We start from the raw sequence: 19,821 nt of genomic DNA on the forward strand, positions 1-19,821 counted from the left end.
TCGTAGCAGGAGGTGAACGAGCAGGCGTCGGATTTCCGGTAGCGTGAAGCTGATCATGTGTTGTTCGCTGGTGTTGGTTCCCTCTTTGTGAGCTGGCTTTTCACCGCGACCAGCCAGGCGTGGGCGAGCATGGACAAGGTGATGTGGGCATACCACGCTCGCCAGCTGCGCACTTGGTAGTGATCAAGTCCGGCCTCGTTCTTGGCCTGTTGGAAGCATTCTTCGATCCGCCAGCGGGACCCGGCGATCCAGGCCAGATCGAGCAAGGTTGATCTTCGGGGTCCGAAGCAGACGTAGTAGGCGATCTCACCGGGCGCCTGGCCGGGCTCAGTGATCTTGCGTCGGGCCAGCAGCCAGTGCCCGCGCCCGGGCGCCCAACTGATGCGGATCGGGACCCGTGCCCAGTCATAGTCGCGGGGCCCGTGCGCGCCGGCGCCGACCGACAGTCGCCGCCACGCCCGCGCCGGCAGGGCGGCGATCAACTCGTCCGCGCGGCGCTGCCCAGCGTCGCTGGTGATCAGGGTGTCGTTGCACTTGGTGGCCAGCACATAGGGCGCATCATGCTGTTCCAGCCATACCCGCAGGTACTTGACCTGGCCATAGGCTTCGTCGGCGGTGACCCATGAGAACGCCACGCCCGCGTCGATGGCACGCCCCAGCATCGCCATCGCGTGGCGGGGTTTGGTGGCGAACTCCACCTCCTCGGGTATGCCCGCGCCCTGGCAGCGTGCCCGATCGGCGGTCCACGACTCAGGCACATACAACTCGCGGTCAATCAACGCATGCCCTCGAGGCGAGGCATAGGCCAAGAAGGTGCCGATCTGACAGTTCTCCACCCGCCCCGCGGTACCGGAGTACTGCCGCTGGACCCCGGCCGAGCGGGTGCCCTTCTTGAGGAACCCGGTGTCATCCAGGATCAACACCCCACCCGGATCCCCGAGGCACTCGACCACGTACTCACGCACATCATCACGGACCCCATCGATGTCCCAGTCGGCCCACCGCAGCAGCCGCTGCATCCCATCCGGAGACGCCTCACCAGCGCGTTCGGCCAGCGTCCACCCGTTTTTACGCTCCAAACCGGCAACGAGCCCGGCCACATACTCCCGCATCCGAGCCCTCGGCTCGGCCCGCGCGAACCGGCCCGCTACCCGCGCATGCAACCGATCCAACTCCACCGCCGCAACATCAACCACCACACCAGCAATGATCTACCACATGTCAAGCAACTGCCGTTGCAGTACTAAGCCACTCCAATGTCAGCTCAAATCGGGGACGTTGGCCTGATCAACCGATTCCTCTCGCTTTGCTGGGACCTGGGCCTTGGCCCTAGACACCGACCTGGATAGATGACCGCTCCCACCAACCAGGGCCCTACGCCACGGCGGGACACCCTCGATCTCGATCTCCAGGGAGAAGCTGAGGAATGTCCGAATCAGCACGATCAGCCCGAGGATAGCCACGTTCTGCACGGACGAGTCGACGGCAACGGTCAGGATGAGGTCGGCGGCCACCAGCACTTCTATTCCGAGTAGCAAGACACCCCCGAACGCGTCCCGCAGGGTCTTGTAAGCGACTTGACCACGGCCCGTTCGCCGCCACGTCCACACCGCAAGCACAACTGCCCAGGTCAGGCCCAGCACGAGAACCGCGGCGGCGACGAACTCGAAGGCCTGCGCCACCCGGTGCATGATCTCGACGTATGTCACCCTGAGCCCCCCGTGGAGAGGGAGCCGGCGAGCGGGCCGCACCGCCGCTCGCGTGGTCGGTCGACCTCGCAGGCCATCGGAACCTTGTCGCCCATCGTCACTCCTGCCCTGTTCGCCATCACCGCCGGACCCAACGATCGCCGGGTTGATCCGGCCGCGTCGCCACCCGCGCCGGGTGGTTCGGGCTCAACCCGCTCGCATGTGGGTGCCGAGAAGGACGCCATGCACGCAGCTCACCGGTATCGCGGGTCAGGTTGGGCGCTCGTTCAAGTCAGAGAAAACCGGAGGAAACTCACCAAGCCTTGCCGTTTCCACGCTCGCAGCATGCTCAATGTGGGCAGGAAAAACGGATCGGGGACGCGGATCCGTGTCGGCGTCGACCGAGTAAGCCCGTACCGATTCAAATTCAATAACACGGTCAGGATGGGCACGGTCGGCTGGTAGCTGTATTCGAGTCTGCCTTTTCCGATAGTCTCTGCCACAAGTCGGGCCACTGCTTCCGGCGCTCGTGTGACGCCGTTGATCCGCGGATGCGCGCTCTGCCACTGCCGGGCAGCAGCTTCGTCATCAGCGAAGACGCTGTTGTAGTCACACCAGCCCGCAAGGTTGTCCGAGATCATCCGTACTGGGTAGCCCAGATGAACCCGCAAGGTTGTCGGGGAGTAGTCCAACAGGACCCCATCACGCCCCACCATCTCGACAGGCTCCCTAGTTTGACGGCACACGGAGCGAACAATCACCTCCGCTGCTGGAAACTGCGCGGAGATCGAGCAGGCCTCCGCCGCGCACTCTGCATACCACTTCCGCTCGCCGGCAACAGAGACCTTGTAATGATTTTGGAACGCCGCGAAGGGTGGCACGTAAACTATCTCACCGAGTGCTGGTCGCTTCCGATTCAGCGGTTCGTCCTGGAACTCCATCCTATCGGCGTGGGCCCGATCTTGAATCACGACGCAAATGGCCGCCTCAAGGTCTCGCAAGTTGCGACGAAGGTACTCACCGGGGCGCGCCCCCGTCGTCGCCGACGTGGTGCGTCCCAGGCCGTCATCGCTAGCGCGGGAGCGCACCGCCCGCCGCGTGGCGGCGCTTCACCGTCGGTGATGCTCTGTCCGCATTGCCGAACACCGCCGGCGATCGCCGCGCGTGTGAACATCGGGCCGCGGCCCAACTCGCGCATCACCCACAGCGGGTGAGCGCCGTCTGTGATGTCACCGACAGGGAGCATCCGCGCATAGTCGGCACCGTCACCGGGTCTGCTCGCCGCCACGAACCGGGTCGAAGTTGCATCGCACCCCCGTGTGGTCGCCAGCGTGGCAGTGATCAGCTCGTCGGCCCGGCCGTCGCTCCCAACAGTCGTCGGGACAATGGATCCACAAGCGCCGCGCGTGGGATGTCCCGTTTCGCGGTAGGACCGGATTCAGCCGCCGCAGAGACTCAGTCGGTCAGCCCCCTTACAACACAGGTGGGGCTGGCCTGGTGACATTTGCGGATCCCGGTGGCGTCCGTTTCAGGCTGAAGGGTGCAACTTCACCCACCGCTGCCGCCGACCGTCCATCCACTTCGCCACTGAACTCGATCGACACCCTGCCCACCTCCGTAACCCGACGCGACCGGAATGACCGCGCCGCTGGCAGGCCCCGACTGTCCCGCCGGGCCGAGCGGCCCAGGCCGGACCCCGCGAGCGGTGGCCAGCAACGGCGCTATCGCCACTCCTGTCTTTCAATGCCTCTCCTGACCAAGGACTCATCCTTCCGAACTTGCTAAGCGATGAGGTCCCAACTGTCCGGCTCGTCAAGCACCTCGCCAGTGACGGTGCGATTGACGCATCACAGTTGTCGTATTCGTGCGGCGGAGCGGGCGCGCGTTGGGCAATCCCCCGACAATCGCTAGGCAATCGCTCGGCAATCCCCTGACAGTCTTCACAGCAGGATTGGGGGCAATCCCCTGACAGTCTTCACAGCAAGGTTCGGGACTCCCTAACCGGGCCGGTCCCAACCCTGCGCGTTCCCCGATGCTAGTGGTCTCAGATGGTCATAGCGTTGCCCTCGAAACCGGCGGGCCCCGCCGGAGCATCGACATACAGGAGACGACCCATGACTGCCTCGACCTCGCTACTGGCCTGGATTGAAAGCCTGTTCCGCAACCCCGCCGCACAGGCGGCGTTGCAGGCCGACCCACAGGGCTACGCGGCAGATCACGGCTTTCAGAACCTGTCCAGCGCTGATGTGCATGATGCGCTGTGTCTGGCCGCGGACAACCGCTCAGCCAGCTACGACCACGACTCCAGCAACCACGTGCAACTGCCGCCGCCCCCGGCGCATTACGACCATGAGGACGGCGCGCACTATCTGCGCAGCTACGTGAGCAACAACTACACCACCATCGACGAGCACAACACCAACATCGACAACTCGGTGCACGAGCGCGTCAACACTCACGGCGGAGACTTCAGTCAGGAGATCCACAACGACCCGGTGGTGGCCTCCGGTGACCACTCGGTCGCCACCGGCGGCGACATCCGTGACAGCACCCTGACCACCGGCGACCGCAACGTGGTCGGCGACAACAACCAAGCGACGACCGGGGACCACAACACCACCGCGTTCGGCTCCGGCGACGCCACCAACGCCCACCTCGACCACAGCAACTTCGGCGACGGTAGCGCCCTGTCCATCGGCGGCAACGCCGATGGCAACAACACCCACAGCGACACCACCACCGCTGTCCACAACTCAGGCTCCGGCGCTACCTCAGTGAACGCGGCAGGCGAGCACGCCGACGCCCACCAGAACGTCGACCAACACCAGGCCGACGACAGCACGCACACCAACTACGACGACACCTCACACACCGACAGCCACAACGAACTCAACTCCCACGACAACACCCACCTCGACGACCACCACAACACCGACATCCACCACGCCTAGCCAGCTGCAAAGAACACCAACAAGGGGCCGGCCGCGCATGAACCACCTACCCCAACCGTCACGCATACATCATCTAGTAGCTGACGTCGCATTCCTGATCTTGCAATAACGAGGTGCGAACGTCGTAACACTATTCGCGATGCGGGCCAGACGGCTTGCCGATCAAACCTTCGGAGCCACAACCCGGTGCCCACTACCGGCCCCATTCGGCTTCCACGGCCCGCCCAGCGTCATGACACTCTGTCCCACTATCAGAGCAGTGATGTATACGTGACCCAGCGCGGTGAATCTCTACGGTGCAGTCGGAACTAGCGGGTGCAGGGTGTCGATCACGAGTCCAGTCCCAAAGACGCCGAGACTGCGCGTCGCCGACGTCGCGCGCGATGATGTGGTGGCGGGACTCGACCCGATCTGAGCACCTACCACCGCTGATCATCGGCGGCTCACCCATCAACCGACCCACGCCATCAATCCTGGACATGAGCAGGGTTGGGATGTGTCAGCGCCGCAGCCGCGGGTACTCCCGAGTCCCAGCATTCTCACATCTGGTGTGAAGGGACGCTCGCGATGGTGCAGCTACTCGCCCAGGCTCCCGCCGATTCCGGCGGCGGTTTCAACATCCTGCAAAGCTTGCAGAGCGCGTTCACGACGTTTGTCAACTACTTGCCCCAGATTCTCGGTGCGATCGTCGTACTGATCGTCGGCTACATCATCGCCAAGGTCTTGGACAAGGTCATCACCAAACTGTTGCGGCGTGCGAAGTTCGACGCCCGGTTGACGTCGAACACCGGGGGCCGGTTTGTCGAGAAGGTCAGCCCGGATGGCAGCCCAGCTCGACTCGTCGGCGGTGTGGTCTTCTGGGTGATCATGCTTTTCGTAATCGCGTCGGCGATCGGCACGCTGAACATCCCGGCGTTGACCGGGTTCATGAACCTCGTGCTGAGCTACCTGCCCAACGTCCTAGCCGCGCTGCTGATCTTCGTGGTGGCGGCCGCGGTCGCAGGCGTGATCGGCGGGTTGGCCCACCGCACGATGGGCGACACTCCCACCGGTCGGGTGGTGCGCGCGGGAGCGCCTGCGCTCGTCATGGCGATCGCCATCTTCATGATCCTTACCCAGCTGGGCATCGCCCCGGTGATCGTGACCGCCACCTACATCGCTCTGATCGGCGCCATCGCGCTGGGCTCAGCGCTGGCCTTCGGTCTGGGCGGTCGGGACGCCGCTGCCGACATGATCAACGCCGGGTACCGCAGGGCACAGGAGCAGTCCGACACCGTACGGCAGGATCTGCGGCTCGCCCGGGAACGAGGTGAGCGGGACGCACAACGTGCCCGTGAATATGTGGACCCGCAGTCCACGCCGCGGGAGAGCGAACACGGCGTGCCGGCCCCCACCCAGCCTGTGCCGCCCAGTGAGCAACACACCCCTCAAGCAGGCCCTGGCCTCGTCCCATAGTCGTCCGTCCGTGCGCCGCCGCTGGTCAGGACCGAGCGAAGTCCAGCGGCGGCTGCTCGGCGCGAACGCGGAGTTAGCATCGGGTCGTGTTCGATGCACCCGATGTATTCACGCATTTCTCGGCACGGCGATGGCTCGACAGGCTGCATGACGAGCTGGGAGCAGCCGGCCTCACCGCCGCGGCCGCTCTACCCGGGCTTTCGGCGCTGCTGGACCAGCACGCCGCAGCGGTTCGCGACGCCACCACCCTTGGTCTCGAGGGATCGGCCGCGGTCGCCGGGTTGGCCATGCTGGCCAGCTACGGTCACGGAGTTCGCGGCTACGCCCGCGAACACGGCTGGCAGCCGCCGGCCGACCCTGCCGCCTGGTGCGCGGCGGACTGGATCAGCCTCCGCCTCGCCGCGGTGTGCTCGCTAGCCCAAACCAGGCGAATGGCCCCCGGTCTCTGACCGCACGTCACCCAAGCCACCGCAGGATCGACTCCCTCCTCGGCCGCCGGGTTCGACTATGCGATGGATACCGCTCTGAGGTGCGGGTTTCCGCTTCACCCGATCGGGTAGCCGTGAGTGTGCTCCGCAAGGTCGTGGAGCCCTGGTCGGGAGGTGTGCGATGGCCGGCAAGTCGATGCATGTCGAGTCCTCCGGGACCGTGCCGGCTCCGGGTCGCGGATACCGGCATCGGGGCGACGGCTGGAACGCCGAGCACCGAGGCGAAGGCCCGATGCAACGTGCGGATCGCAACTTCCACGAGCTACTGCAGGAGCTACGGGTCACCCAGACCGGGGTGCAGATCCTCTTCGCCTTCCTACTCGGGCTCTCTTTTACGCCGCGGTTCGCCACGATCAGCGAGTTCCAGCGCGATGTCTACGTGGTAACCCTCGTCGCCTCGGCGATCACTACGGCTTTGCTCATCACGCCGGTCGCCGCACACCGACTTCAGTTCCAACGCGGCCGGAAGGTGGCGTTGGTTCTGTTGGTGCACCGCTGTGTGCTGGCCGGTCTGGCGTCGCTGCTGGTAACAATGACGGGAGCCATGCTCCTGGTGCTGGACGTGGTCGTGGGGGCGCCAACCGCCGTGTCGGTATCCGCCGTGGTCGCAGGCTGTTTCGTGGTGCTCTGGTTCGTGCTGCCCGGTTACCGACGTTTCTTGCCTCGCCGCCGCTGATCCATTCGGGTCCTAGGCCTGCGACAAAGGTGCAAGGTCGCCATGCTAACCACGGTTTCAATGCTGACGAGGAGAAGGCGGCGCGCATTGCCAACTCGGCGGCCAAGGAAGGCCGCAACAAAGTCTCCAAACGCGGCGGCAAGTCGTCGAAGTATGACGATATGAACAAGGAGGAGCTCTACAAGCGGGCCAAGAAAGTCGGAATCAAAGGACGCTCCGACATGAGCAAGAGCGAGCTGCGCAAGGCGCTGGTCCGGTCGCGTCCCCATGGTGGCAGCGGCGTGCTGTCGGCACCGGGTCAGCAGCCTGTGGGTCCGACCAGCGAGATTTGTCCAGCCGAAGGAGCGCCAACCCGGTGCTGTGGTCGACGCTCTTATGCAGATGGACCGGTGTCTCCGTGACCCTGACCTTCGGGGGTGGGCAGACGATTGCTTGTCCATGACCACGGCGAAGTTCGCGGCCCGTCAGCGGCAAGCAGTAATCGACTCTTCATCGTGGGCCCCGCTGGCCGGGCGAACCTTGAGCGATAGACCTGGATCTTCGACTGGAATCGCTGAATGGCGTAACCGATCTGCAGCCGGTCGGGGGCGGTCAATGCGGTGAAGGTAGCGGTCACCACGCGGGTCAGGGGGGCGCGGACAGCAACCCGATGGCGAGCCCCGTAGGCACATAAATCGACCTCGAGACGGCGCCGGCGCAGAGTTGTCGGTCTTCTACAACCGGTCCCGAAGTGTTCGACGCAGCCGATGGTCTCGGCGCCACCTCACGTGGTCTTAGCGGCTTAGCCGCGTGGCCAAGCCATGAACGCCGCTTGGCCGGCCGTTCTGATGTCCCATTGCCTCTGACCCGATGCCCGTAGCGTTGCTGGTAGCTATGTTGCGGAGCGGGCGCGGCCTTGCGGGCGCGCAACTCAGTCCACCTGCCTGTCCGGGCTGTCGCGCACGACCGGGTCGATCCGTTCATGCCAGGCCGTGGCGTCGTCCCTGCTCTCCCGGGGAATCTCCGGATCCTCGCGCCTGAGCAAGTCGGTATCGAGGATCTCCGAGTTCTCCTGCCGCTCGGCCCATGCTTGCCGCGACCAATCCGTGTCAGAGCGGTCGCTGGGCTCGCCGTTGTGTTGCTCGTACTCAGCCATGTGTTCTCCTCCAACATCCACGCTCGACGTCGCGGCGAGCCAGGACTCGTGCTCGTCCGATGGCCTGGGGCCAGGCGCCATGTGCATGCTTCGGCTAACGCCGGTCAGCGGTCGGTGTCGTCCGCATCCGTGGCAAGGGCGCCGCATCGAGCACTCCTCTCCAGATCACGCGCGATGCCCGACTATTGGTGAGCCAGCACCGTACGCACCAATTTTCCCGTGGCGTACCCGCGTTCAACCGGTTGAACCGGGGAGCAGCACGGGTCCCCCAAGTCCAACCGGGCGGCCCAGGCCAGGCGCGCCGGACGGAGCATGACTCGCCCCCGTAATGGGCATGCTCCAACATGGCTTCGACGACCGGACCAATCTCGGCCCACCTGACCTCCGACCGCCCTGTCGCGCTGGTCACCGGCGCAAGCCGCGGCCTCGGGTTCCTCATCGCCCGGGAGTTCGCCGGCCGTGGCTATGCACTCGTGATCTGTGCCCGGTCCGGTGACGGATTGACTGCCGCCGCCGAAGACCTCGAAGCCGACGTCGGCGTCGGCGAGCAGGCCCGCGGTGCACACCACGCTGGCCGCGCTGCCGATGTTGCGACACACCAAAGGCCGGATTCTCGCGGTGACCTCCGTCGGCGGAAAGCTGCCCGCGCCGCACCTGCTGCCCTACACCACGGCCAAGCATGCCACCGTCGGCTTCGCCGAGGGCCTACGGATCGAGGCATCCGCGCAGGGCGTGTCCGTCACCGTCGGAGTACCCGGTCTAATGCGCACCGGTTCCACCCGCAACGCACTGTTCGCCGGCAACCTTGAACAGGAACGCCGCTGGTTCACCGCTGGCGCGAGCCTGCCGATCCTGTCCATGGACGCCGAACGAGCGGCAGCCAAGCTCGTCCGCGCAACACTGGGCGGGCGCCCCGAGGTCATCCTGACCCCGCTGGCCAAGTTAGGCGTACGTGCGCACGGCCTCGCACCAGCCACGACGCTGCGCGCACTGACCCTCGTCAACCGGCTACTGCCTAACTCGGCATCGCTCAACGGGCCGCAGCCGGGACATACCACCATCGGGCACCAGCCCGGCTGGTTCGCCCGCTCACCCGCCGTGACCGCGACGCCGCGCGCCGATGGCACGAACTCGACGACCCAACCCCGGCCCGGCCGCGCTGACAAGTGGCCGCCATCAGTGCGGTCCGCCGGCGCTGCCCTGCCGACCCGGTGTCCATGGCCATTCACCCTCGACCCCGCGGTCATTCCCACACGAACCAATAGCCCTGTGAAATTCGCCCGCCAAACCGCCGGCAAGAATTCGGTGCCCGTGGGCAACGCGGCGAGCTCGGCCGAATGGTGTGGTCCGGGGACGAGTAGCGCGGACCACAACGGGTAAGTGATCCTTGTGTCTCAACCCACCTCATCGTGGCCCTGCGACGGACTGATCACCGTGGCGTCGGTTCCCGCGAATCATGTATATGTTCGGCATCTGAATCCTCCAGAGGGCGGGGAAAAAGTGCGTCGACTAATCGACCCGCGCCCGTGCGATGCACCGAGCGATCAATCGGTGTGGTGGCCACCGGTGATGCTGGATCCGGAGTGGGTACGCCAAAATCACACCACCTTCGACGTGTTCCATCTGCATTTCGGATTCGATGCCGAGAGCACCGACAGCCTCGACGATCTGGTGCGCACTCTGCGGGCGGTCCACAAGCCGATCGTTTATACGGTGCATGACCTGCGTAACCCCCACCACCCGGACCCGACGGCGCACGATGCGCATCTGGATGTACTCATTCCCGCGGCGGACCAGCTGATCACGCTGACCCCTGGGGCAGCCGGGGTGATCGCCGATCGCTGGGGCAGGACGGCCCACGTTTTGCCCCACCCGCATGTCGTTGCACTCGAAGACCTTGAGCTGCCCCGAAGGCAGCGGGACGAATTCGTGGTCGGTGTCCATCTGAAGAGCGTCCGGTCGAACATGGACTGCCTGCCAGTGGTCGACGTGCTGAGCGACGTGATCGCCGAGCTTCCCGGTGCGGTACTGCGGGTCGACGTGCATACCGAGGTCGCGGATCCGGAAAGCCTCCACTACCGCCCAGAGTTGATCAGTTGGCTGGACGCGGCACGGCAGCGCGGTGTGCTCCGGTTGAATGTGCATGAGTTCTTCTCTGACGAGCAGCTGTGGACCTATCTGCGGGACGAGATTGACCTGTCGGTCCTGCCGTACCGTTTCGGCACTCATTCGGGCTGGTTAGAGGCGTGCCACGATCTCGGCACGCTCGTTGCAGCGCCGGACTGCGGCTTCTACGCTCAGCAACGTCCTTGCTTCGAGTACGGTCACGGCGACGCGGGACTGGACGCCACGTCGTTGGCCACTGCTGTTCGGCGGGCCTACCAGCAGCGCCCGCGGTGGCGGGCGACCGTCGAGCATCGCCTTGCCGAACGGCGTCGTGTTGCGACGGCGCACTACGACCTGTACTCGCAGGTGTTGCGTGCCGCGTCCAGGAGTCGTTGAGCCGCGCCGAGTCTGCCTCAGGCCGCTCGACGGCGCGTCACTCTCGAAGTCGCAGCACGCCGCGGTCGGGATCGAATTCGACCTGGCCCCGTTCGGCGAATTCGTGGAGCCAGCCGAGCATGGGCCAGCGTCCCCACCGGCGACGGAACAGGTTCGCGTTTCGCACGATCTCCGCGACGCGTCCAGTTGTGTTCCTGCTTGGTGGGTGGTGCTGGTGATATGCCGCTGCACCTCCAACCCAGTGCAGGCCGGCTCCAGCCGCTTTAGCGGTGAGTCCGAAATCGGTGTCCTCACCCCCGTAGCCGGTGTATTCCTCGCAGAAGCCCCCGAGCGTCACCCAGTCCGGCGCGGTGACCGCGAACGACAGCGACCAGAACAGCTCGAACCGGTTCTCGGGCCACAGTTGGCCGTCCGGGGGCGCTGGTCGTGCGGGGTGCGGTGGCGCTAGCTCAGCCAGACCAACGGTCGGGTAATCACCGTTCGTTGGGGGCGGTAAGTAGGAGACCGGTCCGCACAACAGTGCCGGGTGAGCGACCGCGCTGGCGGCTTCGGTGTAGCGATCGAGCATCCGCGGGTCCGGGATGCAGTCGACGTCCAGCATCATCAACAACTCGGCGCCGGCCCGCAATGCCGCGGCGGCGCCGAAGTTGCGTGCCGCTGCCAAGGGCAGGCCCGTGGCTGGAACGGGCAACCGGAGCAACCTGGTAGGGGGTGCATCCGGGATGCTTCCTAGCGAAGGCCGCTCGCCCATTCCGACGATGACGTGCAGGTGGGGTGGCTGTTGGGCGATCGCGATGCGCTGTCGGTGTAGATGGGTGTCCCGGTTGTGGGTAATGGTGATGATCGCGGTGCGCGGCGTGGGACTCACCGGGTATCAGCAGCGATCTGATTGAGGATCGCGGCTGCTCGCTCAGCGCCGTCACCGAATGACCAGTGCCCCCACGCACCGCCTCCGCGTAGCGACGCCTGTTCAAGCAGCAGCGGCCACTGTTGGCTCCGCGGCCAGGCGAGCTCGACCACCTCGATTCCACAGCGCACGAGCATGTCACCGGTGGCACGCTGTTCACGGTGGGGCCGGTCCTGGGGAACGATCACCGCGGGCCGGCGCGCGGCCGCCACTTCGGCGACTGCGTTTTGCCCGGCATGAGTTACGACGACGTCGGCGATGCTCAGAGCCGACCAGACATCATCCAGCCAGCCGCGCCAACGTAGGTTCGGCGGCCCCCCAGCTCCCGGCACTGGTGGCCCCACCACGTCCCAGGCCCACTCTGGTGTGGCCGCTGCCGCCTCCTGAATCTGAGCGGGACGGACGTCGAGGCCCCCGGTGCCCCACAGCACCACTACCCGCCGCCCCGGCGAGTGACGAGGTGGCCGCAGGCCGTCGAATCGGCAGAATGCTCCGACATGGTCGGTCTTCTGCCGCCACGTTCGCGGCCAACCCGATGGCGTTCGTGCCGGCCATGGGGCGAGCACACGTTCAGCGAGATCGTAGGCCGCCCGATGCGGCGGATCCGTCCGGTCGCCGGGCTGAGCCATGACGACGACCGGCACGCCATGCAAGCGAGCCAGTAGCGACACTTCCACCGACACGTCGGCGACCAGGAGGCGTACGCGGTAGCGGGCGAGCGCGTCGCTGATCAGTCGCATCCGGTTGAGCAGGCCGTCGTGGCGTCGCGGTGCCCAGTGCAGCACGCCGCCGGCGGTGACGTCGTCGGTCGTTGGGTTCACGTCGCCGACGTCGTTGGGCAACTGGATCCATGGACCGGCCCATCCCCCCGGGGCGGGGCGGCTCGACAACCCGATCACTGGGCATGTGAGGTGCGCGGCGATGGCCACTGCCTGGTGGGAGTGCCCGCTTCCGTGATGGTGGGCGTAGTAGGCGATCATGCGACCAACTCGCGGTAGAGCCGCTCATAGCCTTCAACCATTGCCTCGATCGAGCAGGCTTGTTCGGCACGGCGCCGTGCCGCGCGCCGTTCGAGTCGCGCGGCCTGACCGATCGCGGCAGCCAACCCGACCACGTCACCCGGTGCGGCCAGCACACCGCACGACTCGTCCAACAACTCCGGCAGCGCACCACGACGGAAGCCCGCAATCGGAGTTCCGCAAGCCAACGCCTCTGCCACGACGAGCCCGTACGGCTCGTCCCAGCACGGGGAGACAATGCCGACCCGGGCGGATCCGATGAGCTGGGCCAGGTCGATGTGATCGAGGTGCCCCACGTACTCGATGCCGTTTCCCAGGAGCGGCTCGACCTCGTCACGGAAGTAGCGCTGGTCGGGACAGGGGCCGGCGAGCCGTAGTCCGCTTCCCGCAAGTCGCGCGGCCGTAATGGCCTCGACCGGCCCCTTCTCCGGCACGATCCGCCCCGACCAGACCGGTACCCCACCGCCTGGTCCCATCGACCAGAAGCTGGTATCGACCCCATTTCGGACCACCGAAACCGCTGGAACGCGGGGCCGCCACTGTGCGGCGGTGTAGTTACTCACCGCGGCGAAATGCGAACCACGCTCGGGCCGTATACCCGCCGCGGACTCCAGCCAGGGAGTCGGCGGTGTGTGCAAGGTGGTGAGCATCGGCATCGCCAGGGTCTGAGCCATCGCGACGGGCAGATAGTGCAACGAGTTGTTATGGACCACGTCGTAGGGCACACCACTGCCCCCCAACTCGAGCATCAAGGTGAGGTAGGCGTGATGTTCGGCGAGGAACCATTCTGGGGGCATGCTGACATCGCGCCTCGCATGTTCGGATATCTCCGGTAACGCGGACAGCTCGCGGACATCCAGACTTGCCTCCGAACCTGCGCCACCGAACACACCCACGCTGTGCCCGTGTGAGCGCAGCCAGGTGGCCAGCTGCCAGGTATGTGCCTCAAGCCCCCCGGGGAACGGCTGTCGAATCGGATACCGGGCGGAAGCGATCAGCGCAATACGCAGCCGGGTCACCGCGACATCGCGATGGCCGTGGTGGAAAGGCTCGTGATCGTATCTCCGTCATTTCGCGGCGACACCGGTTTGTCGATCTTAACAGTCATTGTGTTTGCTCCCGAAGACGGAGCGCCCCGAGCGCGAGGAAGTGACCAGGCCGGGCCGCCGCATGGAAAGGGCTCGTCAGGGCTGATGCTTAACCCGCTCATTCGCATGCGCTACGAAGGGCCTGCCGCGCCGCCGGTACGGCGTGGCAGACGGTTGCATGCTGCCATTGGATAACCGGTCCTGGGACCGCTAAACAAGATTCTCTGGAGCAAGGCGGCTTTCGCACCGGCTCACCGACAGGGTGCCGTCGCGCGGCCGCTGTGCCCGCACTATTCATGTCCGTTTCGCGGCGGAGGACCGGGGTAATCGCGGGGATGTCCGACGAACCTCACTAAACGAGAGGTGTGAGTCAGCCCGCGTCATAGCGGTGGCAGGTGTTGTTGGTGGCCGATCAGGGGCGCCAACGGATCGCCGTCGACTCGCACGCGTTCGAGTGCGGTGCGCACCGTCCAACGATCCGGGCACAGGGCGGGCTCGTGCAGCTCGGCCCACTCGATGGGCATGGAGACGGGTGCGCCCGGTGCGGGTCTGGGACTGAACGGCGCAACGAGGGTCTTGTTGATGGCGTTCTGGGTGTAGTCCAGGCGCGCCAGGCCGCCCCGGCGATCAGTGTGCCATTCCCAGCTGACCAGCTCCGGTAACGTCCGCCCGACCGCGCGGGAGATCTTCTCCACCCAAGCCCGGCTGTCGTCGAAGGTGTACCCGTCGGCAATCGGCACCCAGATCTGGATGCCGCGCTTGCCGGTCACCTTCGGCATCGCGTTGACCGCGAGATGCCGCAGCGCGACCTCGTAGAGCTTGGCCAGCTCGACGACCTGGTCGAAGGTGGTGTCCGTGCCGGGGTCGATGTCGATCAAAGCCCAGGTCGGCTGTCGTACGTCGGTCAACCGGGAGGTCCAGGGGTGCAACTCGATCGCGGCGTAGTTCGCCATCCAGACGAGCGCTGCCACACTGTCCAGGACGGCGAAGCACTCGGTCTTGCCCTGCTTCGCCTCCGTGTAGTGCCACCGGGTCAGCCAGTCCGGTGCGTGCGAGGGCACCTCCTTCTGCCAGAAGCCGTCCTCGCCGGCACCGTCGGGAAAGCGGTGCAAGTTGACCGGCCGATCAGCAAGGTAGGGCAACAGGTACGGGGCGATCTGCGCGTAGTAGCGCAGCAGGTCCCGCTTCGTGACCGGCCGTTCGCCCTTGCGTGCGGGAAAGAGCACCTTGTCCAGGTTGGTCAACGAGACCGCATGGCCTTGGACTTCCCACCTGCCCTTCGCGCGGAGTGCATCGAGCGCCTCGAGTTCCGCGGGTTCGGGCGGCTCCCAGGAGGCGGGCGGGCGCCGGGTGCCCTCGCCGCCGTCGATCGACGTGGCCGCACGGTCCGCCGGAAGCTCACTCCGCCAGCGCGCGCTGGGCGCGACGGCAACCTCGTCGTTGGTGCGCCCCGTCTTGACCGATCGGGGCTCGTCCTCGGGGCTCCACCCAGGGCGTGCGTGCTCGTCGTGCTTGTGTATCAGCAGCCACTGCTCCTTCCCGCTGCGCACGCGGGAGCGGCGGATCAGCGCGAAACGCCCGGCGAGCTTTTCCCCGTGTAGGTCGAAGTGCAGCTCACCGGCTTGCACGGCCTTGGCCGGGTCATCGGTGCGGGCGGGAGTCCAGCTGCCCCAATCCCAGACGATCACGTCCCCGCCGCCGTACTCCCCCTTCGCGATGACCCCTTCGAAGTCGAAATAGTCAAGCGGGTGGTCCTCGACATGCACGGCCAGCTGGCGCGCATCCGGATCAAGGGTGGGACCTTTCGGTACCGCCCAGCTGACCAGCACACCGTCCAGCTCCAGACGCAGGTCGTAGTGCAGGCGGCGCGCCCGATGCCGCTGTACGACAAAGCGACCGCCGGAGCTGCCCTCGATATCCTCATCGGTGGAGGCCTCGGCGCCAGCGGGTTCCGCGGTGACCGAGAAGTCGCGCTTGGCCCGGTAGGTGTGCAGCCTCGTACCCGCATCGTCGCTCACAGCCGGGGCATACCCGATCCGCCCACTCCGACACAGCCGGGGCCGCTCCGAGGGCGCCTCCTCTCACGCCGTGATTCGGGGGCAGTCCGTCATGGGAGTCCGCTGACGGCATCGGGTTTGCATCCCGGCGACTAACGCACGTCGACATGGGTAGGCCTAGGCATGGAGCGCGCTCGCCGAGCCGCGGTCAGCGACCGCTGAGGCCCTGCCATCCCCGTCGAAACAGGAGGTTGCCCAGGTGAGAGCAGTGACGTGGCACGGCAAGCGAGATGGGCGGCGTCTACGGCGGCATGGCGGACCCCATGCCGCTGTTGACCATGTTCGACAAGCAGATCCAACTGCGGATGGGCCAGGCGAACGTGCACCGCTGGATCCCCGAGATCCTGCCACTGCTCAACGACGCCGACCCGCTCGGCACCCATGACTTCGCCACCGACCGCCTACCCCTCGACGCCGCACCCGAGGCCTACGCCACCTTCCAGGAAAAACGCGACGGAACGGTCAAGGTCCTACTCCAACCCTGAACCGATCAGTGTCGAACGGACAGTTCCGCCCATGAGACGAGGAGCAAAAGGTGCCACAGGACCAGTTCACCCAACAGGACCCCACCAAACAGCACGACGCGCCCGGCAGCGGGAACGTGACGGTCGAGTATCCCGGCCGCACAGAGCAGATGGACCTCAAACCGGATCACGGCGAGCACAGCTACCGAGGCCTCGGGCGCCTCCAGGGCAAGAAAGCGGTGGTCACCGGCGGCGACTCCGGCATCGGCCGGGCGGTCGCGATCGCATTCGCCCGCGAGGGTGCGGACGTACTGATCACGCACCTGGACGCCGAGGAGTCGGATGCCCGCGAGACCGCTCGCTGGGTGTCCGATGCGGGACGCAAGGCCGTGACGATGCCGGTCGATGTACGGGAACCGCAACAATGCCGGGACATCGTCGACCGTGCTGTGCGCGAGTTCGGTCGGATCGATGTGCTGGTCAGCAATGCGGCATATCAGATGTCCCAGGACGGCGGACTGGCCGACATCACCGACGAACAGTTCGACCGGATCATGAAAACGAATGTGTACGCCCTGTTCTGGCTGTGCAAAGCCGCCGTGCCGCACATGCCGCCGGGTTCGACCGTTGTCACCTCCTCGTCAGTTCAGGCTTTCCAGCCTTCCGTCCACCTGATGGATTACGCGGCGTCCAAGGCAGCGATCGTGAACTTCACCAAAGCGCTGGGCCACAACCTCCTCGACCGCGGCATCCGGGCCAACTCGGTCGCGCCTGGGCCCGTGTGGACGCCGCTCATTCCCGCCACGATGTCAGAGGACAAGTTGAAGTCGTTCGGTGCCCAGGCGCCGATGGGCCGGGCCGCCCACCCGGCGGAACTCGCCCCGTTCTACGTATTCCTCGCTTCGCAGGAATCCAGCTATATGACCTCGGAGGTGCTCGGGGTCACCGGCGGCTCACCCATTACCTGACCCAGGCGCGCACCGAACAGCTCGATAGGGCGCACATTGACACGAACGGGCGTTCGACCGAAGTGCGAAAAGTCGAGAGTGGCTGTTGCGTCGCAGCCGTCACGTGACACGCAGTGTAGACCCGTCGACGGTGGCGCAGCTGATCGTCCGCCGAGGGCTGCGCGTCGGTGATCGTGACCGTCGGTTCTCAGCTACACCACACCGCTCGCGACGGTAACGCGTGAGAGCCCCCGAACTCGGCGACGACCAGCTGCGAGCGGAGCCAGCCTCACTTCTCGATCGCCTCTGTCGCTTGATCATCCGTCTCATCAACGATCTCACCAACAGCACCCCGTTGGAGAACATGGGATAGCTAGCTGCTGCGCCAGTGAGCATCCTGGCGCCATGGTCGGACTTTCTCGTCGCGGACAGCCAGCAAAAGATCAGATGGCTGCTCGGGCTTGTAGCCCAGCATTCGATCAGCCGCTTGCGCGCGTGAAGCGACGCTCGATTCATGGCCCGAGGCAACGACGTGGGGTTGGCGTTATCGAAGCGTTGACAGCGTGCAGCATGCCTGGCCTGGGTCTCCCCCAGTTTGAGCACCGACCCGGGGTGGTGGGGACGGAGTGAAAGTGCATGGGAATTCTCCCAGGTTCAAACGAATTTCCGATGGGATTCGATGACCGTAGGTACAAGGCCCTCATAGAGAGTTCATAGATTGACCTTGCGCACGTGGGCATACCATTTCATCTGCACGTGGGCATTGCCATCTCATCGAGGAGAACCACATGCCAGTTCAACACCGCACGATCGACCGCCATCCGATCCGCAACCGGCTTGCCGCGGGCGTCGCGGTCACGGCACTGGCGATGACCGGAGCCGCGTTCGGTGCACCGATGGCGTCCGCCTCTCCCATCGCTCCGATTCAGACGGTGGCCCTGGCCAGCGTCTCTACCCCACTGCTGACCGATGGTGATCATGGCCGGCGTGATCGTGACGGCCATAACCACGAGCGGCACGGATCAAGGTGTCACTCCGAGCGCGCTGACTGGGACAACTGGCACAAGCGCTGGAACTGGCACGAGCGCTGCGACCGCTGGTGAACTAGACGAGAATCGAAAGATTCGCTAGAGAACCTCACAAGTTCGGCGACTTGTCTGTTTCCATAGCTGGTGGAGGCCGTCGATGACGAAGGCCGAGGCGTGAACGCTCGCGACACTCGATTCGCCTGGAACGGCACGGCCGGCCCGGACGGGAAGGTGGGAGGCGGGCGTTGATTCTCCAGCGCGGGTTGGCGCCGCTATCTCCGCGCTGCCCTGGAGGTGACAGAACAGGGCAGCCGCATCGCCGACGCCGCCGGCGGTGTCACGGACGAGGCTTGGGCGAATGCCGCCAAGCACCACAACGAGGACCAGCTCGCCGCCCTGGTGTCGAACATCGCCCTCATCAACGCCTTCAACCGCCTGAACGTCATCGTCCAGCAGCCCGCCGGCGACTACCAGCCCGGCCAGTTCGGATAACGAGCAGTACCCGGCCGGGACCGGGTAGCGACCGACCTCCTCGGGCTGTCCCGATCGCCGGCGCCCGGAATGACGGGTGCCTGCGTCGCCATGAAGGTGCGGTTCGTCGGAGAACCGGTGGCCGTCGTGGTGGCCCATCGTCGACTCCGTCCGCTGGGCCGCCGGGCGCGGCGAGACAGGCGCGGTCCCGGTGCGGTGCCACGGGGCATGGGCACGGTCAGGAGCCCCGACTCGCCGCCGTTCGCCCACCTGCTCCTCACGGGTGTCAGGGCTCGGCTACGGCCGTGACCGGAGGCCGTCGAGCAGGAGCGTGAGCAGCCGGCGCCAGTCGCCGTGTCCGGCCCGGATGGTGGCCGAGAGGGCACCGACGCTCATGAAGACGTCAGCGACCGTGCAGTCAGCGCGCACCGTCCTCGCCTGGACCGCGTGGTCGATCAGCTCCGCGACAGCCGCTTCGAGGCGGCCGCGCATCTGCCCCTCCGGTGGGCTGCCGTAGGTTCGCCGGGCGGACTCGATGGCGGAAGAGAGTCCACGGTCGGTGGCCAGAACCTCGCCGACGTGCCACAGGTACAGCGCCACGCCCTCCTCGCGGTCGGGCAGGCAGGACGTGTGCGCGAACTCCAGGATCTCGGCGAACCGCAGCTCGGCCAGCGCCTCCACCAGCAGCTCACGGCTGGCGAAATGCCGGTAGACCGTGCCGGTGCCCACCCCCGCGGCCCGGGCGACCTCGGGTAGCTGCACCTCGGCTCCCCGCTCGGTGATCAACCCACGCGCGGCCTCCAGGATCCGCCGCCGGTTGCGCTCGGCGTCCGCGCGCGGCCTCCGGGCCGGGGACTCCGGCAGCACCGACGGCGGCACCCAGGGCGGTATTGACATGGAGCGGCCTCTCTGCGAACAATAAAAACGGAATAGGAGTCCGTTTCA

18 protein-coding genes and 3 pseudogenes are annotated in these 19,821 nt (G+C 66.0%); 12 read left to right on the forward strand and 9 right to left on the reverse strand.

All coding sequences use genetic code 11. From position 1 onward, the window contains the following. Positions 1–53: 53 nt before the first annotated feature. From ACTXG6_RS32315 to ACTXG6_RS32325, 3 genes are all read right to left on the reverse strand, one after another. The gene (locus tag ACTXG6_RS32315; RefSeq protein WP_445183199.1) at positions 54–1,199 is read right to left on the reverse strand and encodes an IS701 family transposase; all 1,146 of its coding nucleotides are present in this window, start codon (positions 1,197–1,199) and stop codon (positions 54–56) included. Between the two features lie 60 nt (positions 1,200–1,259). After that, positions 1,260–1,709, reverse strand: a complete 450-nt coding sequence (locus tag ACTXG6_RS32320) for a DUF1622 domain-containing protein (RefSeq protein ID WP_445183200.1) — start codon at positions 1,707–1,709, stop codon at positions 1,260–1,262. 266 nt (positions 1,710–1,975) lie between these two features. Next, positions 1,976–2,629 (reverse strand): alkylmercury lyase family protein, encoded by a 654-nt coding sequence (locus tag ACTXG6_RS32325; RefSeq protein WP_445183201.1) that lies wholly within the window; start codon positions 2,627–2,629, stop codon positions 1,976–1,978. A 1,173-nt stretch (positions 2,630–3,802) separates the two neighbouring features. Between ACTXG6_RS32325 and ACTXG6_RS32330 the strand changes: the two genes are divergently transcribed. The 5 genes from ACTXG6_RS32330 to ACTXG6_RS32350 all read left to right on the forward strand — a co-directional run bounded on the left by ACTXG6_RS32330 (position 3,803) and on the right by ACTXG6_RS32350 (position 7,659). Beyond that, positions 3,803–4,639: an IniB N-terminal domain-containing protein gene (locus ACTXG6_RS32330; RefSeq protein ID WP_445183202.1), complete on the forward strand. Its 837-nt coding sequence runs from the start codon at positions 3,803–3,805 to the stop codon at positions 4,637–4,639. Between the two features lie 567 nt (positions 4,640–5,206). Then, entirely contained in the window at positions 5,207–6,094 is an 888-nt protein-coding gene (locus ACTXG6_RS32335) for a mechanosensitive ion channel family protein (protein ID WP_445183203.1), read from the forward strand. Between the two features lie 86 nt (positions 6,095–6,180). Beyond that, positions 6,181–6,543: a DUF6401 family natural product biosynthesis protein gene (locus ACTXG6_RS32340; protein ID WP_445183204.1), complete on the forward strand. Its 363-nt coding sequence runs from the start codon at positions 6,181–6,183 to the stop codon at positions 6,541–6,543. Positions 6,544–6,703: 160 nt separating this feature from the next. Next, on the forward strand, positions 6,704–7,258 hold the full coding sequence (locus ACTXG6_RS32345; RefSeq protein WP_445183205.1) for a DUF6328 family protein: 555 nt from the start codon (positions 6,704–6,706) through the stop codon (positions 7,256–7,258). A 29-nt stretch (positions 7,259–7,287) separates the two neighbouring features. Beyond that, the gene (locus ACTXG6_RS32350) at positions 7,288–7,659 is read left to right on the forward strand and encodes a DUF7218 family protein (RefSeq protein WP_445183206.1); all 372 of its coding nucleotides are present in this window, start codon (positions 7,288–7,290) and stop codon (positions 7,657–7,659) included. Positions 7,660–8,168: 509 nt separating this feature from the next. Here the strand turns inward: ACTXG6_RS32350 and ACTXG6_RS32355 are convergent. Continuing rightward, a complete protein-coding gene (locus tag ACTXG6_RS32355) occupies positions 8,169–8,393 on the reverse strand; it encodes a hypothetical protein (RefSeq protein WP_445183207.1) in 225 nt (74 codons plus the stop codon). 344 nt (positions 8,394–8,737) lie between these two features. Here ACTXG6_RS32355 and ACTXG6_RS32360 point away from each other — a divergent pair. The 3 genes and pseudogenes from ACTXG6_RS32360 to ACTXG6_RS32370 all read left to right on the forward strand — a co-directional run. Further along, positions 8,738–8,926, forward strand: a pseudogene (locus ACTXG6_RS32360) (SDR family NAD(P)-dependent oxidoreductase); the annotation flags it as partial. Between the two features lie 25 nt (positions 8,927–8,951). Next, on the forward strand, positions 8,952–9,773 hold the full coding sequence (locus tag ACTXG6_RS32365; protein WP_445183208.1) for an SDR family NAD(P)-dependent oxidoreductase: 822 nt from the start codon (positions 8,952–8,954) through the stop codon (positions 9,771–9,773). A 189-nt stretch (positions 9,774–9,962) separates the two neighbouring features. Further along, positions 9,963–10,895: a glycosyltransferase family 1 protein gene (locus ACTXG6_RS32370; RefSeq protein ID WP_445190149.1), complete on the forward strand. Its 933-nt coding sequence runs from the start codon at positions 9,963–9,965 to the stop codon at positions 10,893–10,895. Between the two features lie 37 nt (positions 10,896–10,932). Here the strand turns inward: ACTXG6_RS32370 and ACTXG6_RS32375 are convergent, their stop codons facing one another. The 4 genes from ACTXG6_RS32375 to ligD form a co-directional block, all read right to left on the reverse strand. Continuing rightward, positions 10,933–11,763 (reverse strand): glycosyltransferase family 2 protein, encoded by an 831-nt coding sequence (locus tag ACTXG6_RS32375; RefSeq protein WP_445183209.1) that lies wholly within the window; start codon positions 11,761–11,763, stop codon positions 10,933–10,935. Beyond that, positions 11,760–12,644: a glycosyltransferase gene (locus tag ACTXG6_RS32380; protein WP_445183210.1), complete on the reverse strand. Its 885-nt coding sequence runs from the start codon at positions 12,642–12,644 to the stop codon at positions 11,760–11,762. Before ACTXG6_RS32380 ends, ACTXG6_RS32375 begins: the two co-directional genes overlap by 4 nt. 134 nt (positions 12,645–12,778) lie before the next feature. Further along, positions 12,779–13,840 (reverse strand): glycosyltransferase, encoded by a 1,062-nt coding sequence (locus ACTXG6_RS32385; RefSeq protein ID WP_445183211.1) that lies wholly within the window; start codon positions 13,838–13,840, stop codon positions 12,779–12,781. Between the two features lie 449 nt (positions 13,841–14,289). After that, entirely contained in the window at positions 14,290–15,927 is a 1,638-nt protein-coding gene (ligD, locus tag ACTXG6_RS32390) for a non-homologous end-joining DNA ligase LigD (protein WP_445183212.1), read from the reverse strand. A 272-nt stretch (positions 15,928–16,199) separates the two neighbouring features. On the opposite strand from ligD, the pseudogene ACTXG6_RS32395 reads away from it, so the two are divergent. From ACTXG6_RS32395 to ACTXG6_RS32410, 4 genes and pseudogenes are all read left to right on the forward strand, one after another. Next, positions 16,200–16,451, forward strand: a pseudogene (locus ACTXG6_RS32395) (glutathione-dependent formaldehyde dehydrogenase); the annotation flags it as partial. Positions 16,452–16,501: 50 nt separating this feature from the next. Continuing rightward, positions 16,502–17,398: an SDR family oxidoreductase gene (locus ACTXG6_RS32400; RefSeq protein WP_445183213.1), complete on the forward strand. Its 897-nt coding sequence runs from the start codon at positions 16,502–16,504 to the stop codon at positions 17,396–17,398. 767 nt (positions 17,399–18,165) lie between these two features. Further along, entirely contained in the window at positions 18,166–18,480 is a 315-nt protein-coding gene (locus ACTXG6_RS32405) for a hypothetical protein (protein ID WP_445183214.1), read from the forward strand. A gap of 204 nt (positions 18,481–18,684) precedes the next feature. Then, positions 18,685–18,897, forward strand: a pseudogene (locus tag ACTXG6_RS32410) (carboxymuconolactone decarboxylase family protein); the annotation flags it as partial. Between the two features lie 276 nt (positions 18,898–19,173). Here ACTXG6_RS32410 and ACTXG6_RS32415 read toward each other — a convergent pair. Beyond that, positions 19,174–19,773, reverse strand: a complete 600-nt coding sequence (locus ACTXG6_RS32415; protein WP_445183215.1) for a TetR/AcrR family transcriptional regulator — start codon at positions 19,771–19,773, stop codon at positions 19,174–19,176. Positions 19,774–19,821: the final 48 nt, after the last annotated feature.

This window comes from Pseudonocardia sp. Cha107L01 (assembly GCF_052566575.1).

What these genes read in the sequence shown, in the direction of transcription:
- ACTXG6_RS32370 (WP_445190149.1), top strand. Translation starts at nt 9,963, where the DNA reads ATGCTGGATCCGGAGTGGGTACGCCAAAATCACACCACCTTCGACGTG.
- ACTXG6_RS32405 (WP_445183214.1), top strand. Translation starts at nt 18,166, where the DNA reads ATGCCAGTTCAACACCGCACGATCGACCGCCATCCGATCCGCAACCGG.
- ACTXG6_RS32345 (WP_445183205.1), top strand. Translation starts at nt 6,704, where the DNA reads ATGGCCGGCAAGTCGATGCATGTCGAGTCCTCCGGGACCGTGCCGGCT.
- ACTXG6_RS32355 (WP_445183207.1), bottom strand. Translation starts at nt 8,393, where the DNA reads ATGGCTGAGTACGAGCAACACAACGGCGAGCCCAGCGACCGCTCTGAC.
- ACTXG6_RS32415 (WP_445183215.1), bottom strand. Translation starts at nt 19,773, where the DNA reads ATGTCAATACCGCCCTGGGTGCCGCCGTCGGTGCTGCCGGAGTCCCCG.
- ACTXG6_RS32335 (WP_445183203.1), top strand. Translation starts at nt 5,207, where the DNA reads ATGGTGCAGCTACTCGCCCAGGCTCCCGCCGATTCCGGCGGCGGTTTC.
- ACTXG6_RS32330 (WP_445183202.1), top strand. Translation starts at nt 3,803, where the DNA reads ATGACTGCCTCGACCTCGCTACTGGCCTGGATTGAAAGCCTGTTCCGC.
- ACTXG6_RS32325 (WP_445183201.1), bottom strand. Translation starts at nt 2,629, where the DNA reads ATGGAGTTCCAGGACGAACCGCTGAATCGGAAGCGACCAGCACTCGGT.